This is a genomic window from Amycolatopsis balhimycina FH 1894 (genome assembly GCF_000384295.1).
Classification (GTDB): Bacteria; Actinomycetota; Actinomycetes; order Mycobacteriales; family Pseudonocardiaceae; genus Amycolatopsis; species Amycolatopsis balhimycina.
In genome coordinates this window covers 7,956,808-7,976,966 of sequence record NZ_KB913037.1, presented here as the reverse complement: position 1 = coordinate 7,976,966, position 20,159 = coordinate 7,956,808, and the positions used below count along the sequence as shown (strand labels likewise).

General features: G+C 72.2%; 15 protein-coding genes and 1 pseudogene. 11 read left to right on the top strand and 5 right to left on the bottom strand.

What is annotated here, in order from left to right; all coding sequences use genetic code 11:
• Positions 1 to 51: 51 nt before the first annotated feature.
• From A3CE_RS55560 to A3CE_RS0136800, 4 genes are all read left to right on the top strand, one after another.
• Positions 52 to 228 (top strand): hypothetical protein, encoded by a 177-nt coding sequence (locus A3CE_RS55560; protein WP_020645112.1) that lies wholly within the window; start codon positions 52 to 54, stop codon positions 226 to 228.
• Positions 229 to 288: 60 nt separating this feature from the next.
• Positions 289 to 918 carry a DUF998 domain-containing protein gene (locus tag A3CE_RS0136810; RefSeq protein ID WP_020645111.1) on the top strand — a complete coding sequence of 210 codons (630 nt, stop codon included), beginning with the start codon at positions 289 to 291 and terminating at the stop codon, positions 916 to 918.
• A gap of 127 nt (positions 919 to 1,045) precedes the next feature.
• Positions 1,046 to 2,236, top strand: a complete 1,191-nt coding sequence (locus A3CE_RS0136805) for a thiolase family protein (RefSeq protein WP_020645110.1) — start codon at positions 1,046 to 1,048, stop codon at positions 2,234 to 2,236.
• Positions 2,236 to 4,347: a 3-hydroxyacyl-CoA dehydrogenase NAD-binding domain-containing protein gene (locus tag A3CE_RS0136800; RefSeq protein ID WP_020645109.1), complete on the top strand. Its 2,112-nt coding sequence runs from the start codon at positions 2,236 to 2,238 to the stop codon at positions 4,345 to 4,347. The genes A3CE_RS0136805 and A3CE_RS0136800 overlap by 1 nt, the downstream gene beginning before the upstream one ends.
• A 60-nt stretch (positions 4,348 to 4,407) precedes the next feature.
• Here the strand turns inward: A3CE_RS0136800 and A3CE_RS0136795 are convergent, their stop codons facing one another.
• On the bottom strand, positions 4,408 to 4,836 hold the full coding sequence (locus tag A3CE_RS0136795) for a hypothetical protein (protein ID WP_245589643.1): 429 nt from the start codon (positions 4,834 to 4,836) through the stop codon (positions 4,408 to 4,410).
• Positions 4,837 to 4,905: 69 nt separating this feature from the next.
• On the opposite strand from A3CE_RS0136795, the gene A3CE_RS0136790 reads away from it, so the two are divergent.
• Together A3CE_RS0136790 and A3CE_RS0136785 are read left to right on the top strand one after the other, a co-directional pair.
• Entirely contained in the window at positions 4,906 to 6,453 is a 1,548-nt protein-coding gene (locus A3CE_RS0136790) for a twin-arginine translocation signal domain-containing protein (RefSeq protein WP_020645107.1), read from the top strand.
• 41 nt (positions 6,454 to 6,494) lie between these two features.
• Positions 6,495 to 7,556 carry an alpha/beta hydrolase gene (locus tag A3CE_RS0136785; RefSeq protein WP_020645106.1) on the top strand — a complete coding sequence of 354 codons (1,062 nt, stop codon included), beginning with the start codon at positions 6,495 to 6,497 and terminating at the stop codon, positions 7,554 to 7,556.
• A 163-nt stretch (positions 7,557 to 7,719) separates the two neighbouring features.
• Here the strand turns inward: A3CE_RS0136785 and A3CE_RS0136780 are convergent, their stop codons facing one another.
• The 3 genes from A3CE_RS0136780 to A3CE_RS0136770 form a co-directional block, all read right to left on the bottom strand.
• Entirely contained in the window at positions 7,720 to 8,844 is a 1,125-nt protein-coding gene (locus A3CE_RS0136780) for a sensor histidine kinase (protein ID WP_020645105.1), read from the bottom strand.
• The gene (locus tag A3CE_RS0136775) at positions 8,841 to 9,518 is read right to left on the bottom strand and encodes a response regulator transcription factor (RefSeq protein WP_026469214.1); all 678 of its coding nucleotides are present in this window, start codon (positions 9,516 to 9,518) and stop codon (positions 8,841 to 8,843) included. Before A3CE_RS0136775 ends, A3CE_RS0136780 begins: the two co-directional genes overlap by 4 nt.
• Before the next feature lie 131 nt (positions 9,519 to 9,649).
• Positions 9,650 to 11,158, bottom strand: coding sequence for a PucR family transcriptional regulator (locus tag A3CE_RS0136770; protein ID WP_020645103.1), 1,509 nt, complete (start codon positions 11,156 to 11,158; stop codon positions 9,650 to 9,652).
• A 105-nt stretch (positions 11,159 to 11,263) separates the two neighbouring features.
• Here A3CE_RS0136770 and A3CE_RS0136765 point away from each other — a divergent pair, with 105 nt between their 5' ends.
• The 4 genes and pseudogenes from A3CE_RS0136765 to A3CE_RS52190 all read left to right on the top strand — a co-directional run.
• A complete protein-coding gene (locus A3CE_RS0136765; RefSeq protein ID WP_020645102.1) occupies positions 11,264 to 12,709 on the top strand; it encodes a sodium:solute symporter family protein in 1,446 nt (481 codons plus the stop codon).
• The gene (gene speB / locus A3CE_RS0136760) at positions 12,702 to 13,646 is read left to right on the top strand and encodes an agmatinase (protein ID WP_020645101.1); all 945 of its coding nucleotides are present in this window, start codon (positions 12,702 to 12,704) and stop codon (positions 13,644 to 13,646) included. Before A3CE_RS0136765 ends, speB begins: the two co-directional genes overlap by 8 nt.
• A complete protein-coding gene (locus A3CE_RS0136755) occupies positions 13,643 to 15,286 on the top strand; it encodes a thiamine pyrophosphate-binding protein (RefSeq protein ID WP_020645100.1) in 1,644 nt (547 codons plus the stop codon). The genes speB and A3CE_RS0136755 overlap by 4 nt, the downstream gene beginning before the upstream one ends.
• A gap of 118 nt (positions 15,287 to 15,404) precedes the next feature.
• A pseudogene (locus A3CE_RS52190) lies at positions 15,405 to 16,265 on the top strand (aldehyde dehydrogenase family protein); the annotation flags it as partial.
• Positions 16,266 to 16,423: 158 nt separating this feature from the next.
• Here A3CE_RS52190 and dxs read toward each other — a convergent pair.
• Positions 16,424 to 18,349 carry a 1-deoxy-D-xylulose-5-phosphate synthase gene (dxs, locus tag A3CE_RS0136745; RefSeq protein ID WP_020645098.1) on the bottom strand — a complete coding sequence of 642 codons (1,926 nt, stop codon included), beginning with the start codon at positions 18,347 to 18,349 and terminating at the stop codon, positions 16,424 to 16,426.
• A gap of 243 nt (positions 18,350 to 18,592) precedes the next feature.
• Here dxs and A3CE_RS0136740 point away from each other — a divergent pair, with 243 nt between their 5' ends.
• Entirely contained in the window at positions 18,593 to 20,062 is a 1,470-nt protein-coding gene (locus tag A3CE_RS0136740; RefSeq protein WP_026469213.1) for an aldehyde dehydrogenase family protein, read from the top strand.
• The last annotated feature ends 97 nt before the right edge of the window (positions 20,063 to 20,159 follow it).

The window sequence follows — 20,159 nt, the reverse complement described above, 5'->3', positions numbered from 1 at the left end:
ATGGTTTTCGCCGCCGGTCGACACTGAGGGCGCGATCTCACTGCCGGGCGGATGTGGGCCCACGGCGGTCTGCTGTACGTCGCCGCCGAGGCGGGCTTCGAGGTCTGGGACCCCGCCGAAGGTGCCCGCATCGGCTTCGCCCCGGGATTCCGCCCCACCGCCCACCGCGACGGCGCCTTCGCCGAGCTGCGTAACGATCAGCTGAGGATCTGGACAACTCCGCGGTAACAAGCCTCACCCGTGGGCATCTCCAGGCCGATTCACCTCAGTGAACCCCCGGAGGCGGCCATGACCACGGCGACCACATCCCCGCAGACCACCCTCGTCCACTCGTACCTGTTCCTGCGGCGCGCCATCGGGCTCATCGGGCTCGCCCTGCCGTTCGCCCTCATCCTCGGCAAGCAGCTGGTCCAGGGCGGCGACCTCATCGGCTCGCTCAGCGGCTACTACTACACCGACCTGCGGGACGTCCTGGTCGGCGCGATGTGCGCGGCCGGGGTGTTCCTGCTCGCCTACTACGGCCACGACCGCGTCGACAACGTCGCGAGCAGCGTCGCCGGTCTCGGGGCGATCGGCCTCGCGCTGTTCCCCACCACGCCGGACCACGACGTGACGGCCTGGGACCGGACCTCCGGCGTCCTGCACCTCGTCTTCGCCGCCGTGTTCTTCCTCTCCCTCGCCTATTTCTGCCTCCGCCTCTTCCCCCACGACGGCGAGCAGCCGGAGAAGTTCGGCGCGCTCTACCGCACCTGCGGTGGCGCGATCCTCGCCTGCCTCGTGCTGATCGCCCTGGCCAAGTTCCTCGGCCTCATCCCGGAGCTGCACCCGGCCCTGTGGCTGGAGGCCATCGCGGTGGAGGCGTTCGGCGTCGCCTGGCTCGTCAAAGGCGGGACCCTCAAGCCCCAGAGTGTGCCGTAGCCCACTCGACCGGGCCACACCACTGGTTACCGGTGGGTAACAAGGGCTATCGTGCGGCTAACAACGTCTACTTCATGGAGCATTCGTGGCCGCACCAGCAACGCCGCTCGCGCCGACCGCGCGAGGCGTGCGCAATGTCGCCTTCGTCGAGGGGGTCCGCACCCCCTTCGGCAAGGCCGGCGACAAGGGCATGTACGCCGGGACCCGCGCCGACGACCTCGTCGTCAACGCCATTCGCGAGCTGCTGCGGCGGCACCCCGAACTGCCGCCCGAGCGCGTCGACGAGGTGGCCATCGCCGCCACCACCCAGACGGGCGACCAGGGCCTGACCATCGGCCGCACGGCCGCGCTGCTGGCCGGGCTGCCCAAGTCGGTGCCCGGCTTCGCCATCGACCGCATGTGCGCCGGCGCCATGACGGCCGTCACGACCGCCGCGTCCGGCATCGGCTTCGGCGCCTACGACATCGCCATCGCCGGTGGCGTCGAGCACATGGGCCGCCACCCGATGGGCGAGGGCGTCGACCCGAACCCGCGGATCATCGCCGACAAGCTCGTCGACCCGACCGCGCTCGTCATGGGCCAGACCGCCGAGAACCTGCACGACCGGTTCCCCGCGATCACCAAGCAGCGCACCGACGCCTACGCCGCGCGCAGCCAGGAGCGCTACGCCGAGGCCGTCAAGACCGGCAAGATCGGCCCCGAGCTGGTCCCGGTCGCCACCCGTTCGAAGGAACTCGGCTGGGGCCTGGCCACCGAGGACGAGCCGCCGCGCCCCGGCACCACGCTCGAGACCCTCGCCGGCCTGAAGACGCCGTTCCGCCCGTTCGGCCGGATCACCGCGGGCAACGCCGCGGGCCTCAACGATGGCGCGACCGCGTCGATCCTCGCCGACGAGGAGACCGCCCGCGAGCTGGGCCTGCCCGTCGCCATGCGGCTGGTCGGCTACTCCTTCGCCGGCGTCGAGCCGGAGGTCATGGGCATCGGCCCGGTGCCGGCCACCGAGAAGCTCTTCAAGCGCACCGGTCTCTCCATCGACGACATCGGCCTGTTCGAGATCAACGAGGCCTTCGCCGTGCAGGTGCTGGCCTTCCTCGACCACTTCGGCATCGACGACGAAGACCCGCGCGTGAACCAGTGGGGCGGCGCGATCGCCTGCGGCCACCCGCTGGCGTCGTCCGGCGTCCGGCTCATGACGCAGCTGGCGCGCCAGTTCGCCGAGCGGCCCGACGTGCGGTACGGCATGACGACGATGTGCATCGGCATCGGCATGGGCGGCACCGTGATCTGGGAGAACCCGGCGTTCGAGGGGGCGAAGTAATGACTTTCACCGCTGAAGCCGCGAAGGCCGCGTTCCCGGACGAGGTCGTCACCGAAGCGAAGACCCGCCTGGTCAAGGTGCCCGGGCTCGAGAAGCCCGTCGCGCTGATCACGCTCGACAACGGCCACGACCACACCCGGCCGAACACCTTCGGCCCGCAGGGCCTGGTGTCGCTGAACGCCGCGCTGGACGTCGCGTTCGAGGCCGGGCCGGCCGCGATCGCCGTCACCGGCAAGCCGTTCATCTTCGCCGTCGGCGCCGACCTCTCGGGCGTCGAGTCCGTGAGCGACCCGGAGCTGGCGCGCGAGATCGCCCAGACCGGGCACGACGTGTTCCGCCGCCTCACCGAGTCTTCGATTCCGACGTTCGGTTTCGTCAACGGCGCGGTCATGGGCGGCGGCCTGGAACTGGCGCTGTCCTGCCACTACCGGACGCTGTCGGAGAACACCGCCGCCATCGCGTTCCCCGAGGTCTTCCTAGGCCTGTTCCCGGGCTGGGGCGGCACGCAGCTGCTGCCGAACCTGATCGGCGCGGACGCGGCCGTCACGGTGATCATCGAGAACGCCTTGGCGCAGAACAAGATGCTCACCGTCAAGCAGACGGCCGAGCTCGGCATCGTCGACGCGGTCTTCGGCTCGGCCGACTACCTCGAGCAGTCGCTGCTGTGGCTGGCGAAGGTCGTCAACGGCGAGATCACCCCGGCTCGCCCGGAGATCGACCGCGGTTCCGCGTGGGACGCGGCCATCGCGCGCGCCAAGTCCCTTGTGGACGGGCGCACGCACGGCGCGTCGCCGGGCGCGACCAAGGCCGTCGAGCTGCTGGAACTGGCTCGCGAGAACGATCTGGACCGCGGCTACGCGGCCGAGACCGACGGCCTCGCCGAGCTGCTCATGTCCGACGTCCTGCGCGCCGGGCTGTACTCGTTCACCCTGGTCAACAAGCGCGCCAAGCGCCCGGCCGGCGCGCCGGACAAGAACCTGGCGCGCAAGGTGAACAAGGTCGGCATCGTCGGCGCCGGCCTGATGGCCAGCCAGCTCGCGCTGCTGTTCGTGCGCCGCCTGAAGGTGCCGGTCGTGCTGACCGACGTCGACCAGGAGCGCGTCGACAAGGGCGTCGGCTACGTCCACGCCGAGATCGACAAGCTGCTGGGCAAGAAGCGCCTCTCCCAGGACGGCGCCAACCGGCTCAAGGCGCTCGTCACGGGCTCGCTCGACAAGGCCGCGTTCTCCGACGCCGACTTCGTCATCGAAGCCGTCTTCGAGGAGCTGGGCGTCAAGCAGCAGGTGTTCGCCGAGCTGGAGCAGCACGTCAAGCCCGAGGCGATCCTGGCGACGAACACCTCGTCGCTGTCGATCACCGCGATGGCGTCGAAGCTGCAGCACCCCGAGCGCGTGGTCGGCTTCCACTTCTTCAACCCGGTGGCCGTGCTGCCGCTGCTGGAGATCGTCCGCGGCGAGCAGACCGACGACGCGTCGCTGGCGACGGCGTTCTCGGTGGGCAAGCAGCTGAAGAAGTCCAGCGTGCTGGTGAAGGACGCTTCGGCGTTCGTCGTCAACCGGCTCCTGCTGCGCTTCCTGGGCGAGGTGCTGGTCACCGTCGACGAGGGCACGCCGTTCGAGGTCGCCGACAAGGCCCTCGAGCCGCTCGGCCTGCCGATGACGCCGCTGACGCTGATGCAGCTCGTCGGCCCGGCCATCGCACTGCACGTCGGCGAGACGCTGCACGAGTCCTTCCCGGACCGGTTCACGGTGTCCGACAACCTCGCCAAGTTCGTCAAGGCGGGCAAGAAGGGCGTCTGGCTGTGGGACGCCCAGGGCAACGCGTCGGTGGACCCGGAGGTCGCTGAGCTCTGGACGCAGGGTGACAAGCCGTCCACTTCGGAGCAGGTGCGTGACCGGGCGCTGTCCGCCATCGCCGAGGAGATCCGGATCATGCTCGACGAGGGCGTGGTCGCCGAGGCGCAGGACATCGACCTGTGCCTGATCCTGGGCGCGGGCTGGCCGTTCTGGAACGGCGGCATCACGCCGTACCTGGACCGCTCCGGCGTCTCCGAGCGGGTCAACGGCAAGCCGTTCCTGGCCCCGGGCGTGGCCTCGGTCCCGGCTTCCTGACCAAGTCCGTGAATGGCACATTGAGGGACTCTAAGTCCCTCAATGTGCCATTCACGGCTTTCAGTACTCGCCCTCGCGGGGGCACTTCGGCGGCGGCGCGGTGAGTTTCAGTTGCGCTGCCGTCGCGTCCGAGTCGAGGACTGTGACCCGCTCGGCCGTGCGGAGACGGACGTGCAGCTCCTGCGCCCACGCCTTCAGGTCGGTGCCCGGGACGGCGAGCAGCGAGATCGACGGCGGGTCCACGAACACCCGCCGGGCCTTCGGGTCGTCGTGGAAGGACCCGGCCGCCGCCCGCATGTCCTGATCGGACGCAAAGGTCACGACGACCGCCGCGCACAGCGTGTGGCCGGCGAGCGGCGCGGGGTTCGTGTCCACCGGCAGTTCGGGCGGCCGGACGAGCGCGGCGATGAAGAACGCGAGCCCGGCGCCTGCGGCCAGTGCCAGCACGATCACCGGTACCAGCACCCGGGCCAGTGATTTCTCCGCCACACCCAAGATCACAGCACACGTTGGCCGCCGGGACACCGCCCGTTCACTCCGGCGGCTTAGCGTCCCGCCGTGACCACGGACAGACGCCGGTTCCTCAAGGGCGCCGGGCTCGCGGCCGCCGCCGCGAGCGTGCCCCTCCCCGCCCCCGCTTCCGCCGCTCTCGACGGCGACCTCGACCCGGGCCGGGTGTGTGGCCGCTACCAGTGGCTGGTCGGCGACCACCACACGCACAGCCAGTACTCGTACGACGCGATGTACCGGATCGACCAGATCGCCGCCGGCGGGCGCGCACACGGCGCGGACTGGATCGTCTTCACCGACCACGGCCACGCCGAGCACGAGAAGGCGTCGGTCGAGCCCACGGAAGCCGACTTCCTCGCCGCCCGGCGCAAGTACCCCGACCTGCTGCTGTGGCACGGCATGGAGTGGAACGTCCCGGGCGCCGAGCACGCGACCGTGTTCTTCCAGGCCGGGGACCAGCAGGCCGCGAAGCTGCGCGAGTTCGAGCGGGCCTTCGACTGGCGGCTGACGAACTCGGAGGCGTCGAGCCCGGCGAACGAGGCCCTCGCGCTCCGGGCGTTGCGGTGGCTCGCCGACGAAGAACGCGCGCGGCGGATCCACGCCCCGGTCGTGCTGATCAACCACCCGCTGCGCAACGGCCGCGTCGCCCCGCACGAGCTGCGGGCCTACCGCGACGCCGCCCCGGACATCGTGATCGGCATGGAAGGCGCGCCCGGCGCGCAGGCCGACGGCTTCCCGAAGCCGCTCGGCAACGGCGGCGCGCGCGGCGGCTACGCCAACAGCCCCGGCTCGAACTCGTGGCCGGGCTATCCGCCCGAGGCGTACCGGACGCACGGCGGCTGGGACTGGGCGACGGCGAAGGTCGGCGGGCTCTGGGACTCGCTGCTCGCCGAGGGCAAGCCGTGGTGGATCACCACGAACTCCGACTCCCACTACAACCGCGGCGACACGCTGGTCCGCCCGGACGTGGCGGGCGACTGGTACGACACGCACGGCAAGTTCCCCGACCCGCTCGACACCGGCGTCCCGCAGCTGCTCGCGCCGTACGCCGACTTCTACCCCGGCGAGTTCAGCCGCACGCACGTCGGCGTGACGCGGCGAAGCCTCGAAGGCGTCTTGGAGGGCCTCCGGGCCGGCCGGATCTGGGGCGGGCACGGCGGGCTCGCGCAGGAGCTGCAGGTCGGCGCGTACAGCGGCGCTTCCTCGGCGACCCTGGGCGGACGGCTGCGGGTCCGGCGCGGGTCGGACGTGACGCTGGTGATCCGCGCGCGGCTGGCGTCTCGGCCGAACGGCGGCGGCGCGGTGCCGCGGCTGGCCCGCCTGGACGTCGTCGCGGGCCCGGTCACCGGCCCGGTGACCGACCGCGACGCGATGACCGCGCCGGGCACCCGGGCGGTGGAATCGTTCGAGCCACGCTGGGCGCCCGGGCGCCAGGTCGTCTTCCGGCACACCTTCCGGAACGTGCGCGAGCCGTTCTACATGCGGGTCCGCGGCACGAACGGCGATTCGGAGCCCACGCCGGACGTCGTCGGCCAAGCGAACCCGTTCGAGGACTTGTGGCTGTACGCGAATCCGATTTTCGCGGACATTTGTTGAAACTCCTCGCACCGGTGTCCACTGTATACGGTGTGAGACGAATGCTCGTGTGGTCGATCATGACCGGGCTGCGCTTCCTGCTGCGGCTGCCGGAGCCGGTGCTGCGCGTGCTCGCCGGGCGCCCGGTGGTGGTGGACGGCCGGCAGCCGGTGCCCACCGCGCGGATGCTGATGCGGGTAGCGCGGTTCGCGCCGTTCGACGCGCCGCACCAGAATGGCGACCTCGCGCGGGCCCGGCGGGAGCTGAATCTGGCGGGCGCGCTCGCCGGCGCCGGGATCTGCCCGGGCGTCCGGATCCGCGACTCTTCGTGGCCCGGGCCCGGCGGGCCGCTGCCGCTGCGGCTGTACGAACCGGACGGCGTCCCGGCGGGCGGCCCGGCGCTGGTGTACTTCCACGGCGGCGGGTTCGTGCTCGGCAGCCTCGACACGCACGAAGGCGCGTGCCGGCTGCTGGCCGAGGAAGCCGGGGTGCGGGTGGTGTCGATCGGCTACCGGCTCGCCCCGGAGCACCCGTTCCCGGCGGCGGCCACGGACGCGGTGGCGGCGTTCTCCTTCGTGCACGACCACGCGGCGGAGTTCGGCATCGACCCGGCCCGGCTGGCAGTGGGCGGCGACAGCAGCGGCGCCAACCTCGCGGCCGTGGTCGCCCACGCGGCGGCCCGCGGCGAACTGCCCCGGCCGGTGTTCAGCCTCCTGCTCACCCCGGCGACCGACGCGCTCGGCGAGTCGGAGTCACACCGGCAGTTCGGCTCGGGCTTCCGCCTCGACCGCGACGAGTGGAGCTGGTACCGCGACCAGTACGTGCGCGACCCGGCTTCTTACACCGATCCGCGAGCATCGGTCCTCTACGACGACAGCCTCGACGGCCTCCCGCCGACGTACGTGGCCACGTGCGGCTTCGACCTGCTCCGCGACGAAGGCGAGGCATACGCGGCCCGCCTGGCCGCAGCAGGAGTCCCGCTGATCCACCGCCGGCACGAAGGCCAGCTACACGGCTTCGCGAACCGCGTCGGCGTGGACCCGGACGCCCGCGCGGCCATGCTCCACGCGGCCGGCGTCCTCCGAGCCGGCCTCGCCCTCAGCCCTAAGGGGCATCACGCGTGATTAGAGGGGCATCACTCGTGATTGAAGGGACGACACGGCGAACGCGGCTCGATCCGGTGTGTCGTCTCCCGAATCACGAGTGATGCCCCTCCAATCACATGTGATGGCCCTTCAATCACGGGTGATGCCCGTGGGGTCGCGGGCGAGGCCTGTTGGCGCTCGGTCAGCGGACCGGGAGGTGGACTGTTACGCCGAGGCCGCCGCCCACGATCGGTTCGGCCGTGACCGTTCCGCCGTGCGCCGCCACGGCGGCGCGGACGATCGAGAGGCCCAGGCCCGCGCCCGAGCGGGCCGTGCGGGCCACGCCGGCCCGGCGGAACGGCTCGAACAGCTCCGGCACCGCCGCCGGGTCCACGAGACCGCCGGACGAGCGGACCCGCAGGGTCGACCACCGCGGCCCGGGCTGCGTGACGACGTCCAGCCAGCCGCCGTCGACGTTGTGGCGGACGGCGTTCTCCAGCAGGTTGCCCGCGATCCGCTCCAGCAGCGCGGGATCGCCGAACGCGGGCGCCGGCGGCGTCGCGAACGACGCCCGGATGCCGCGCTGCTCCGCTTCCCGGTGGACCGCGCGCCAGGCCCGGTCGACGACGGCCGCCAGGTCGACCGGCTCGCGCACCCCGAGGCCGGCCCCGTCGGTGCGGGCCAGCAGCAGCAGCGAGTTGACCAGCTGCCCGGCCCGCTCGGTGGCGTCGCGGACCACTCCGCCCATCCGGCGCAGCTCGGCCACGTCGGCGTCGTCGTCGGCGAGGGTGACGTCCAGTTCCGTGCGGATCACCGACAACGGCGTCCGCAGCTCGTGGCTCGCGTTCGCGACGAAGTGGCGTTGCGCGTCGAACGCGGCCTGCAGCCGGTCGAGCATGTCGTCGAACGTGTTCGCCAGCTCGGCCAGCTCGTCGCGGGACCGGACCTCGCCGATCCGCTCCCCCAGCGACTCGACCGACAGCCGCCGCGCGGTCCCGGTGATCTCGCGCAGCGGCAGCAGCACCCGCGAGGTGAACGTCCAGGCGAGGATCGCCGCGGCCGCCACCACCAGCAGGAACGCCAGCGAACCGAACAGCAGCATCCGGTCGCGGGCGTGCACGCGCAGGTGCTCGGCGAGCGTCGACGCGTCGACCTCGACGCCGTCGACGACCACCGTGCTGCCCGGCGGCATCTGCGGGACGGCGTCCAGCGAGTCCCGGACCAGCGTCCAGGCCAGCCAGAGCAGCAGCAGGCTGACGGCGGCGACCAGCACGGTCGCCAGCAGCGTGATCCGGGCGCGGAGCGAGCGGGTGCCCGGCAGGTTCACGCCCGTGACGCGCCGGGCTCCGGCACCCGGTACCCGGAGCCGACGACGGTCTCGATGATCCCCGGCTCGCCCAGCTTCTTGCGCAACGTCATCACCGTGACCCGGACGGTCGTGGTGAACGGGTCGGCGTTCTCGTCCCACACCCGTTCCAGCAGCTCTTCGCTGCTGACGACCGAGCCGGCGGCCTGCAGGAGAACCTCGAGGACGCCGAACTCCTTGCGGGTCAGCTCGATGGGCCCGCTCGCGCGGCGGACCGTGCGCTTGGCCGGGTCCAGCTCGACGTCACCGGCGGTGAGCAGCGGCGGCGCGGCCGGCGTGGCCCGGCGGCCCAGCGCCCGCACCCGCGCGACCAGCTCGGGGAAGGCGAACGGCTTGGCGAGGTAGTCGTCGGCGCCGAGCGACAGCCCTTCCACGCGGTCGGACACCGAACTGCTCGCGGTGAGCATCAGCACCCGGGTCAGCTCCCCGGACGCGACGATCTCCCGGCACAGCTCGTCCCCGGACATCCCGGGCAGGTCCCGGTCCAGCAGCACGACGTCGTACCGCGTGACGGCGGCCTTCTCGTGCCCGTCGTCGCCGGTGAGCGCGACGTCCACCGCCATCCCCTCGCGGCGCAAGCCGCGGGCGATCGCGTCGGCCAGGGGTTCTTCGTCCTCGACTACCAAGACTCGCACGAGCCCACAATCCCATATTTTCCTGAGAGTGCCCTTTAAGGATGAAGCTTGTTCTGGTCAGGCCGCCGCGCCCCCGCCCACACGCTGCTGATCAGCGCAAAGTCATGCGGCGGCCGACGGCTGAACAAGCTTCACTCGTGTGCGTCCGATGAGGCCCAGCGCAGCGCGAACCACAGCCGCATCCGGGTCTCCGGGTCCGCCAGGTCGACGCCCAGGGCGCGCTCCACCTGGGCGATCCGGTGCCGGACGCTGTTGCGGTGGACGCCCAGCTCCGCCGCCGTCGGCTCCCAGCCGCCGTGGTGGGCCAGCCACGTCCGCAACGTCGGCACCAGCTGCCGGTCCTGGGACCGGTCCAGCGCCACCAGCGGCTCCAGGGCCTTCTCGGCGAACCCGCGGGAGACGCCGGGGTCCAGCAGCGCGTCGAAATCGAGCGGCCCGCTTCCCGCGACGACCGGACGGCCGAGCGCGGAAGCCCGCGAAAGCAGCAGCTCCACTTCCGCCGACGAGCCGGCCAGCTGCCCGGCGGGAACCGGCGAGCCCACGGCGGTGATCCAGCCGGAAGCGCGCAGGTCCTCCAGGACCGGAAGCGGCACCGTCCCGGCGACGGCCACGAAGGACGGCCCGGGCAGCACCGAGACCAGCGGGGTGTCCAGCCGCGCCCGCAGCCAGTCCGGGCGCCGCGCCACCTCGTCCGGACCGCGCCGGTAGGCCGCCCCGGCGACCAGCCGGACGACCTCCGACCCCAGCAACGACCGAGCCGCGTCCCCGGCGGAGGCCCGGCCGAGCAGCAGGCCGGTGGCCGCCGCGCCCACCTCGGCCGCATCCGAGCCCGCGCGGCCGACCAGGCCGAGCAGGGCCGCGCCGACGGCGAGGATCGCCCGGTCGGCGCCGTCGAGCCGCCGGGACCGGCCGACGACCACCAGGTGCGACGCCGTGGCCTGCGGGTACACCGGCTGGACGACGACGAACCCGCCGTCGGCCTCGGTGGTCGCGCTCCGGATCCCGCTGCCCGCCCGCACGGTCGCCATCAGCTCCCGCACCTGGAGCGGCAGCGGCGAAGGCGCGTCGTGCGCCGAGGCCAGCACGTCCCCGGCGCCGACCAGGGCGACCCAGGACCGCAGCACCGCCGCCAGCGACGACGTCAGCTCGCCGAGCCCGCCACCCGCGGCGCGCGTCAGCGTCTCGCGCGCCGCCGTGATCCGCCGCTGTTCACGCTGCGAGGCCTCGGTCAGCGCGACCGAGACCGCCCGGTTGATCGCCAGGAACGGCGTGCGCGCCGGCACCACCAGCAGCGGCAGCCCGCGCCGCGCGCACGCCCGGCGCAGGGGCTCCGGCAGGGTCTCGTGCACCGTCGGGGTGAGGCCGAACCCCAGCGCCGTCACGCCGGCGTCGCGCAGGCCGCGCACGTACCGGTCGATCCGCTCCGGCAGGTTGACCCCCGCGGTGAGGATCAGCTCGCCGCCCAGCAGGTAGGGGGCGGGGTCCTGCAGCTCACTCACGTGGGCCCAGCGCACCGGGGCGTCCAGCGCGCCCGGCCGCAGCGTCTCGGGGACGACGTCGAGCGCGAGCTCCCGGTTGCCGAGCACGTCCCGTAACGGGACATTCACATCGGTGGACAGCGAATCCGTGCTCGAGGTCATTTCATCCGCCCGATGTCGACATGGGGATGAATCATCCCATGCCGAAGAGGCGGCGGGCGAACCTACGGTGGCCCGAACACCACTCGCCGACGCAAGGAGGACACCGTGACCGGCGACTACGCGGTGATCGCGCTGTACATCGCGGGCATGCTCGGGGTCGGCTGGTACGGCCTCCGGCTCGCGAAGACGAAGTCCGACTACCTGGTCGCCGGACGGCGGCTGGGCTGGTTCATGTACTCCGGCACGATGTCGGCCGTCGTCCTCGGCGGCGCGTCGACGGTCGGTGGCGTGAAGCTCGGGTACAAGTTCGGCATCTCCGGCATGTGGCTGGTCGTCAGCATCGGGGTCGGCATCCTCGTGCTGCACTCGCTGTTCGCGCGCCGGCTGGTGAAGCTGAAGGTCTACACCGTCGGCGAAATGCTCGACCTGCGCTACGGCGGGCGGACCAGCGCCGTGTCCGGCGTCGTGATGTGGGGCTACACGCTGATGCTCACGGTCACCTCGACGCTGGCGTTCGCGACCATCTTCAAGGTGCTGTTCGACCTGCCGAACTGGGCCGGGATCGCCGTCGGCGGCTCGATCGTGGTGCTCTACTCGGTGCTCGGCGGCATGTGGTCGATCACGCTCACCGACATCGCCCAGTTCGTCATCAAGACCATCGGCATCCTGGCGATCCTGCTGCCGGTCGCGATCTCTTCCGCCGGCGGCTTCAGCGGCATGAGCGAGAAGCTCGACGCGAGCTTCTTCAGCTTCACCTCGATCGGCACCGACACGATCATCACCTACTTCGTGATCTACACCTTCGGCCTGCTGATCGGCCAGGACATCTGGCAGCGGGTGTTCACCGCCCGCACACCGGCGATCGCGACGTCCGGTGGCATCACCTCCGGCGTCTACTGCCTGGTCTACGGCCTGGCCGGCGCCCTGATCGGCACCGCGGCGCACGCGCTCTACCCGGACATCGCCAGCGCGCAGGACGCCTTCGCGACGATCGTCGAGCGGCTGCTGCCCACCGGCGTCCGCGGCCTGGTGCTGGCCGCCGCGCTCTCGGCGATGATGTCGACGGCGAGCGGCGCGCTGATCGCCTGCTCGACCACCACGACGTCCGACCTGCTGACGAAGCTGGGCCTGAAGAAGGGCGGCGAAGTCAGCCGCAACCGGATCGCCACGCTCGTGCTCGGGCTGATCGCCATCGGCATCGCCATGATTGTCGACGATGTCGTCAACGCCCTGACCATCGCCTACGACATCCTGGTCGGCGGCCTGCTGGTGGCGATCATCGGCGCGCTGTTCTGGAAGCGCGGCACCCGGCAGGGCGCGTACGCGTCGATGGTCGCCGGCACGGTGTCCGTGGTCGCGTTCATGATCATCGACGGCGTCGACGCCAACACCCCGATCTACTGGGGCCTGGGCGCGAGCCTGGTGGTCTACCTGGCCGTCAGCTTCGCCACGCCCCGCACGTCCGACGCGATCCTCACCGTCTGGACCCGCCGGCTGAACGGCGAAGAAACTCCCACCTCGATCCGGGAACAGGAGCCCACCAGTGCCTAACATCGGACCCCTCGACTCGTCGCGCGTCCCCCGGTTCGCCGGCTTCGCGACCTTCGCGCGGCTGCCGCGGATCGACCAGGTCGACCACGCCGACGTCGCCGTGGTCGGGGTGCCCTTCGACTCCGGGGTGTCCTACCGGCCCGGCGCGCGGTTCGGCCCGGCGGCCGTGCGCGAGGCGAGCCGGCTGCTGCGGCCGTACCACCCGGAGCTGGACGTCTCGCCGTTCGCCGAACGGCAGGTCGTGGACGCGGGCGACATCGCCGTCAACCCGTTCAACATCGGCGAAGCGATCGAGACACTGCAGCAGGAAGCCGAAGCGCTGCAGGCGAACGGGACACGGCTGGTGACCGTCGGCGGCGACCACACCATCGCGCTGCCCCTGCTGCGGGCCGCGGCGAAGCAGCACGGACCCGTCGCCCTGCTGCACTTCGACGCCCACCTCGACACCTGGGACACCTACTTCGGCGAGCCGTACACGCACGGCACGCCGTTCCGGCGGGCGTCCGAGGAGGGCATTCTCGACACGAGCGCGCTGTCGCACGTCGGCACCCGCGGGCCGCTGTACGGCAAGCGTGACCTCGAAGAGGACCGGCGGCTGGGCTTCGGCATCGTCACCTCCGGCGACGTCATGCGCCGCGGGGTGGCCGAAACCGTCGACGCGCTGCGGCAGCGCATCGGCGACCGCCCGCTGTACGTCTCGGTCGACATCGACGTGCTCGACCCGGCCCACGCGCCCGGCACCGGCACGCCCGAGGCGGGCGGCATGACCAGCCGCGAACTGCTGGAGATCCTGCGCGGCCTGCGGGACCTCAACCTGGTCGGCGCGGACGTCGTCGAGCTGGCCCCGGCCTACGACCACGCCGAGATCACCGCCATCGCGGCCTCCCACGTCGCCTACGACCTGGTGAGCCTGCTGGCCCTGGGGAAGGGCGCATGACGCGCATCGGTGGCGACGTCGTGGTCGAGACGCTGCGGGCGCTGGGCGCCGACACGGTGTTCGGCCTGCCGGGCCAGCACGCGCTGGGCCTGTTCGAGGCGCTGCGGCGCGCCGACGACCTGCGCGTGATCAGCGGGCGCGTCGAGAACAACCTCGCCTTCGCCGCCGACGGGCACGCCCGCGCCCGGCTCGCCACGAACCCCGACGGCCCGGTGCCGGTGACGCCCCTGATCGTCTCCACCGGCCCGGGCGCGCTGCTGACCTTGGCGTCCCTGCAGGAGTCGCGCGCCGCTTCGGTGCCGGTGCTCGGGATCTCCAGCCAGGTCCCGGTCGCCGGGCTGGGCGGCGGGCGGCACGGGTACCTCCACGAGCTGCCCGACCAGCAAGCGAGCTTCCGAGACGTCGTGAAGTCGGTGCACGTCGTGCGGCGCGCGAGCCAGATTCCCTCGGCCCTGCGGGAGGCGTGGACGTCGGCGGCGACCGCGCCCTACGGGCCGGTGTGGGTCGAAATCCCCCAGGACGTGCTGCTCGGCCCGGCCGGGCTCCCGCCGATCACGTCGGTCGCGGCTGCTCCCCCGGTCCTGGCTCCCCTGCCGGAGCTGGTCACGGCGGCGGCCGACCTGCTGGCGGCGGCGTCGGACCCGGTGATCCTCGCCGGGGGCGGCGCCCTGCGCTCCGGCGCGCACGCGGAGCTGCTGGCGCTGGCCGAAGCCCTGCGGGCGCCGGTGATTTCGACGTTCGGCGGCAAGGGCGTCTTCCCGTGGGACCACGAGCTGTCCGGGCGGTCCTGGCTGGAGGACTGGAACACCACGGAGTTCCTCGCCGCCGCCGACGTCCTGCTGGTGCTCGGCTCCGGCCTCGGCGAGCTGTCCAGCAACTACCGCGAGTTCGCCCCGCGCGGCCGGGTGATCCAGGTCGAGGCCGACCTGGGGAAGCTGGAGTCCAACTACCCGGGCCTGGGCATCCACGCCGACGTCCGGCTCACTCTGCAGGCACTGCTGGAGTGGGTGCCGATGCGGCCGTCCGACGGCCGGGCCGAAGAAGCCGTTTCCGGGCTGCTCTCGCGTGTCGAGTCGCGTTTGGACGGTCAGGACCTGGCCGTCGAGCGCAAGCTGATCGACGACATCCGGGCGGCACTCCCCGAAGGCACGCAGACGTTCTGGGACATGACGATCGCCGCGTACTGGGCCTGGTCGGCGTGGAACCCCGAAGGCGCGCCGATCCACACCGCGCAGGGCGCGGGCGGCCTGGGCTACGGCCTGCCGGGCGCGCTCGGCGGCGCCGTCGCCGGGCGCCCGGCGCTGGCGGTATCCGGCGACGGCGGCGCGATGTACGGCGTCGCCGAGCTGGCCACCGCGGTGCAGCACGGCCTCGACGTCACGTGGCTGATCATCGACGACGGCGGCTACGGCGTGCTCCGCGAGTACCTCACCGACGCGTTCGGCCACACGACGGCCACCGAGCTGGCCCGGCCCGACTTCGTGGCGTTGGCTTCCTCCTTCGGCGTGCCGGCGTGTGCGTCCACTCTGGACACAGTGGGCACCGACCTGGCGAAGGCACTGCGCACACCGGGCCCGTCCGTCGTCGTGCTGCCCGCCTTGCTGAAGCTGTTCGCGCCGACCCACCTGGAGAAGGCATGACCCGCACGCTCGACCTGACCGACCCGGCGACCGGAGAGGTGTTCGGCACCAGCCCGATCGCCTCGCAGTCCGATGTGGACGCCGTGCTCGAATCGGCCGCGCAAGCGTTTGCGGTCTGGCCGTGCTGCTGGCTCGCGTCGCCGCGGAGTTCCTGCCCTCGGGGGCGTTCACCGTGCTGACCGGCGACCGCGACACCGGCCGCGCGCTGGTCCGCCACCCGATCACCGACCTGGTCTCGATCACCGGGTCGACGCGCGCGGGCATCGACGTCGCCACGCTGGCGGCCGCCGACCTCAAGCGCACCCACCTGGAGCTGGGCGGCAACGCGCCGCTGCTGGTGTTCCCCGACGCCGGCCTCGCTTCGACGGCCGAAGGCATCGTCGGTGCCGCGTTCTACAACGCGGGCCAGGATTGCACGGCGGGCAGCCGGGTGCTGGTCCACGCGTCGATCCACGACGACTTCGTCGCTTCGCTGGCAAAGACCGCTGCGGCGCAGACGCCGGGAGCCGACTACGGGCCGTTGAACAGCGCGGCGCAGTTCTCGCGCGTCGAGGGTCTCATCTCTCGGTTGCCCTCGCACGCCCGCATCGAGACCGGCGGGACGCGGTTCGGCTCACGCGGGTTCTTCTTCTCGCCCACGGTGATCTCAGGAGTGCGTCAGGACGACGAGATCGTCCAGGAGGAGATCTTCGGCCCAGTGCTCACGGTCCAGTCCTTTTCGGACGAAGCCGCGGGAGTGGCGCTGGCCAACGGTGTCCCCTATGGACTGGCGTCCTCGGTCTGGACCCGCGATCTGGCCGTGGCGGCGCGGGTTTCGGCCGAGCTGGACTTCGGCTGCGTGTGGGTGAACACGCACGGCCCCCTGGTGGCCGAGATGCCCCACGGCGGCTTCGGCCACTCCGGCCACGGCAAGGACCTCTCGGCCTACGCCTTCGCCGAGTACACCCGCGTCAAGCACGTGATGACACGGTTCGCCTGAGCCCCCGCCCGATCGCGGCTCGACCGGCCGCGCGGGGGCGCCCCCCGTTTTCCACTTTACCGGTGACCACCGACAGTTTCGGACCCCGAACGCCCCATGTGGCGTTGGGTGCGTTGGACGCACCCAATGCCACATTGGGGCGTTTGAGAGGGGCCCGCTCAGCGGCGGTTCGCGTCCGAAGCCTTGGCGCCGGACGCCGGCTGGGCCGGCGAGCCGAGGCGGCCGGATGCCCACTCGGTCACGCGGCGGGCCACGTCCTGCGCCGTCAGGCCGATGCGGGCCAGGACCTCGTCGCGGCTGCCGTGGTCGTGGAACGACTGCGGCACCGCCAGGTCCCGCAGCGGGACGTCGCACTCCGCGTCGCGGAACAGTGCCGCCAGCGCCGAGCCGAAGCCGCCGTGGCGGCCGCTGTCCTCCACCGTCACCACCAGCTTGTGCTGCGACGCCAGCGCCACCAGTTCGGCCGGTACCGGGAGCACCCAGCGCGGGTCGACGACCGTGACGCCGATGCCCTGGTCGGCCAGCCGGGCGGCGGCCGCCAGCCCCAGGGTCGCGAACGCGCCGACCGTCACCAGCAGCACGTCGGCGCCTTCGGCCGGACGGCGCAGCACGTCGACCGTGCCGATCCGCTCCACCGCCGTCACGTCCGTGCCGACCTTGCCCTTCGAGAACCGCAGCGCGGTCGGCCCGTCGGACACCGCGACCGCCTCGCGCAGCTCCTCGCGCAGCGTGGCCGGGTCGCGCGGCGCGGCCACCCGCATCCCCGGCACCATGCCGAGCAGCGAGAGGTCCCACATGCCGTGGTGGCTCGGCCCGTCCGGCCCGGTGATCCCGGCCCGGTCGAGCACCAGCGTCACCGGCAGGCGGTGCAGCGCGACGTCCATCAGCACCTGGTCGAACGCCCGGTTCAAGAACGTCGAGTAGATCGCCACGACCGGGTGCAGCCCGCCCATCGCGAGCCCCGCGGCCGAGGTGACCGCGTGCTGCTCGGCGATGCCGACGTCGTACCAGCGGTCCGGGAACGCGTCGGCGAACTTGTCCAGCCCGGTCGAGCGCAGCATCGCCGCCGTGATCGCGACGACGTCCTCCCGCTCGGCCCCGATCTTCGCCAGCTCCGCGCCGAACACGCCGGTCCAGCTCGGGCCCTTCACCGGCGGCAGGCCGGTCTCCGGGTCGATCGGGTCGGTCTGGTGCATCTGGTCGTGCTCGTTGTTCACCGCGGGCGCGTAGCCGTGGCCCTTCTCGGTCACCACGTGCACGATGACCGCGCCGCCGAACGTCTTCGCGCTGTGCAGGGCCTTCTCCAGCGCCACCTGGTCGTGGCCGTCGACCGGGCCGAGGTACTTCAGGCCGAGGTCGGAGAACATCGCCTGCGGGCTGAGGGCGTCCTTCAGCCCGGCCTTCGCGGCGTGCAGCGCGGCGTAGATCGGCCTGCCGACGACCGGGGTGTGCTTGAGGATCTCGCGGCCGCCGTCGAGGAGCCGCTCGTAGCCGGGCTGCAGGCGCAGCGCCGCGAGGTGGTCGGCCAGCCCGCCGATGGTCGGCGAGTACGAGCGGCCGTTGTCGTTGATCACGATGACGACCGGGCGGTCCTTGTGCGCGGCGATGTTGTTGAGCGCCTCCCAGCACATACCGCCGGTGAGCGCGCCGTCACCGACGACCGCGATCGCGTGCCGCTCGCCGCCGTCCAGCTCGAACGCCTTCGCCAGGCCGTCCACATAGGACAGACCGGACGACGCGTGGCTGCTCTCCACCCAGTCGTGCTCACTCTCCGCGCGCGAGGGGTAACCGGTGAGCCCGCCGGTCTGGCGCAGCAGGTCGAATCCGGCGGCGCGGCCGGTGACGAGCTTGTGGACGTACGCCTGGTGGCCGACGTCCCAGACGATCGCGTCGCGCGGCGAGTCGAACACGCGGTGCAGCGCCAGCGTGAGCTCGACGACGCCGAGGTTCGGCCCCAGGTGCCCGCCGGCACGGCGGACCTTGTCGACGAGGAAGTCCCGGATCTCGGCGGCCAGTTCGCCGAGGTCCTCGACACTCATGCGCTTCAGGTCCGCCGGTCCGTTCACGGACTCCAGCAACGTCACTCGTCTCCACCTCGCCTGGTCGCTTCCGGCCTTGGGGGTCCAGGGGGGCTTGCCCCCGGCCGGGTCCGGGGCTGGGCCCCGGAAGACACTGTTCGGGCCAGTCTACGGAGACCTGCCAGGGAGGTTCCGCCCGCCGCGTCCGGCGTCACAACCGGAGCGCGATCACACGTCAGCACCCGGGGTGAACCTCGTCTCGGTGCGTCGCTGTGGCGGTCACGCCGCGTGGCCACGAGAATGGACCGCATGGCGGACTTCTTCATCGGCGGCGAATGGGTGGACGCGGTGGGCCGCGGACGGCGGGAGATCCGCTGCCCGGCCGACGGTTCCCTGGTCGCGACGGTCGCCGAGGGCACCGCCAAGGACACCGAGGCCGCCATCGCGGCGGCGCGCCGGGCGTTCGACACCGGCCCGTGGCCCGGCACGCCCGCGCAGCTGCGTGGTGACCTCCTGCTGCGCACCGCGGACCTGCTGGACCGCGACGCGGAGGCGTTCGCCCGCGCCGAGTCGCTCGACACCGGGAAACGCCTGGTCGAGAGCCGGTACGACATGGCGGACATCGCCGCCTGCCTGCGCTACTTCGGCAAGCTCGCGGGCCAGGACGCCGGGCGCGTCGTGGACACCGGCAACCCGGACGCGTTCAGCCGGATCGTGCACGAGCCGGTCGGCGTCTGCGGGCTCATCACGCCGTGGAACTACCCGCTGCTGCAGACCGTGTGGAAGATCGCGCCGGCGCTGGCCGCGGGCAACACGTTCGTGCTCAAGCCGAGCGAGCTGACCCCGCACACGGCGATCCTGTTCCTGAAGCTGCTCACCGAGGCCGGGCTGCCCGCGGGCGTGGGGAACCTGGTGCTCGGGGCGGGCGCCGAGGCCGGCGCGCCGCTCGCCGAACACCCGGACGTCGACCTCGTGTCGTTCACCGGCGGGCTGGCCACGGGCAAGGTGATCGCCGCGGCGGCCGCGGGCACGGTCAAGAAGGTGGCGCTGGAGCTGGGCGGGAAGAACCCGAACGTGGTCTTCGCCGACGCCGATTTCGAGACCGCCGTCGACTACGCGCTGACCGCGGTGTTCCTGCACTCCGGCCAGGTGTGCTCGGCGGGCGCGCGGCTGATCGTGCAGCGGGAGTGGCACGACGAGTTCGTGGCCGAGCTGGTGCGCCGGGCCGAGCGGATCCGGCTGGGCGGGCCGTTCGACGAGCGCGCCGAGACCGGGCCGCTGATCTCGGCGGCGCACCGGGCGAAGATCGAGCGGTACGTGGCCGCCGCGCTGGCGGAGGGCGCGGTGCTGCGGACCGGCGGCCGCCGCCCGGACGACCCGGTGCTGCAGGACGGCTTCTACTACTTGCCGACCATCCTGGACCAGGTGAAACAGGGTTCGTCGGCGGTCGTCGACGAGTCGTTCGGGCCGGTCCTGACGGTCGAGACGTTCACCGACGAGGACGACGCCGTCCGCATCGCCAACGACACGCACTACGGCCTCACCGGCGCGGTGTTCACGAACGACGCTTCGCGGGCGCAGCGCGTGGCCGGGCGGCTGCGCCACGGCACGGTGTGGATCAACGACTTCCACCCGTACCTGCCGCAGGCCGAGTGGGGCGGCTACAAGCAGTCCGGGTTCGGCCGCGAGCTCGGCCCAGCCGGGCTCGCCGAGTACACCGAGGTCAAGCACATCTACCAGAACCTGCGCCCGGCGCCGCAGCACTGGTTCGCCGGCTGAGCGCTCCCCCGATCGGGATCCACCGAACGGCCCAGCCCGGAAAAACGTGATCGGAAAGCCGTTTCCGGCGCTCTATGCTGCCTCCACCGCGACGCAG

Bases quoted from the DNA above. Each gene is read 5' to 3' on its own strand.
- A3CE_RS55560 (WP_020645112.1), top strand. From the start codon at position 52: ATGTGGGCCCACGGCGGTCTGCTGTACGTCGCCGCCGAGGCGGGCTTC.
- A3CE_RS0136810 (WP_020645111.1), top strand. From the start codon at position 289: ATGACCACGGCGACCACATCCCCGCAGACCACCCTCGTCCACTCGTAC.
- A3CE_RS0136800 (WP_020645109.1), top strand. From the start codon at position 2,236: ATGACTTTCACCGCTGAAGCCGCGAAGGCCGCGTTCCCGGACGAGGTC.
- A3CE_RS0136785 (WP_020645106.1), top strand. From the start codon at position 6,495: ATGCTCGTGTGGTCGATCATGACCGGGCTGCGCTTCCTGCTGCGGCTG.
- A3CE_RS0136770 (WP_020645103.1), bottom strand. From the start codon at position 11,158: ATGACCTCGAGCACGGATTCGCTGTCCACCGATGTGAATGTCCCGTTA.
- A3CE_RS0136755 (WP_020645100.1), top strand. From the start codon at position 13,643: ATGACGCGCATCGGTGGCGACGTCGTGGTCGAGACGCTGCGGGCGCTG.
- A3CE_RS0136740 (WP_026469213.1), top strand. From the start codon at position 18,593: ATGGCGGACTTCTTCATCGGCGGCGAATGGGTGGACGCGGTGGGCCGC.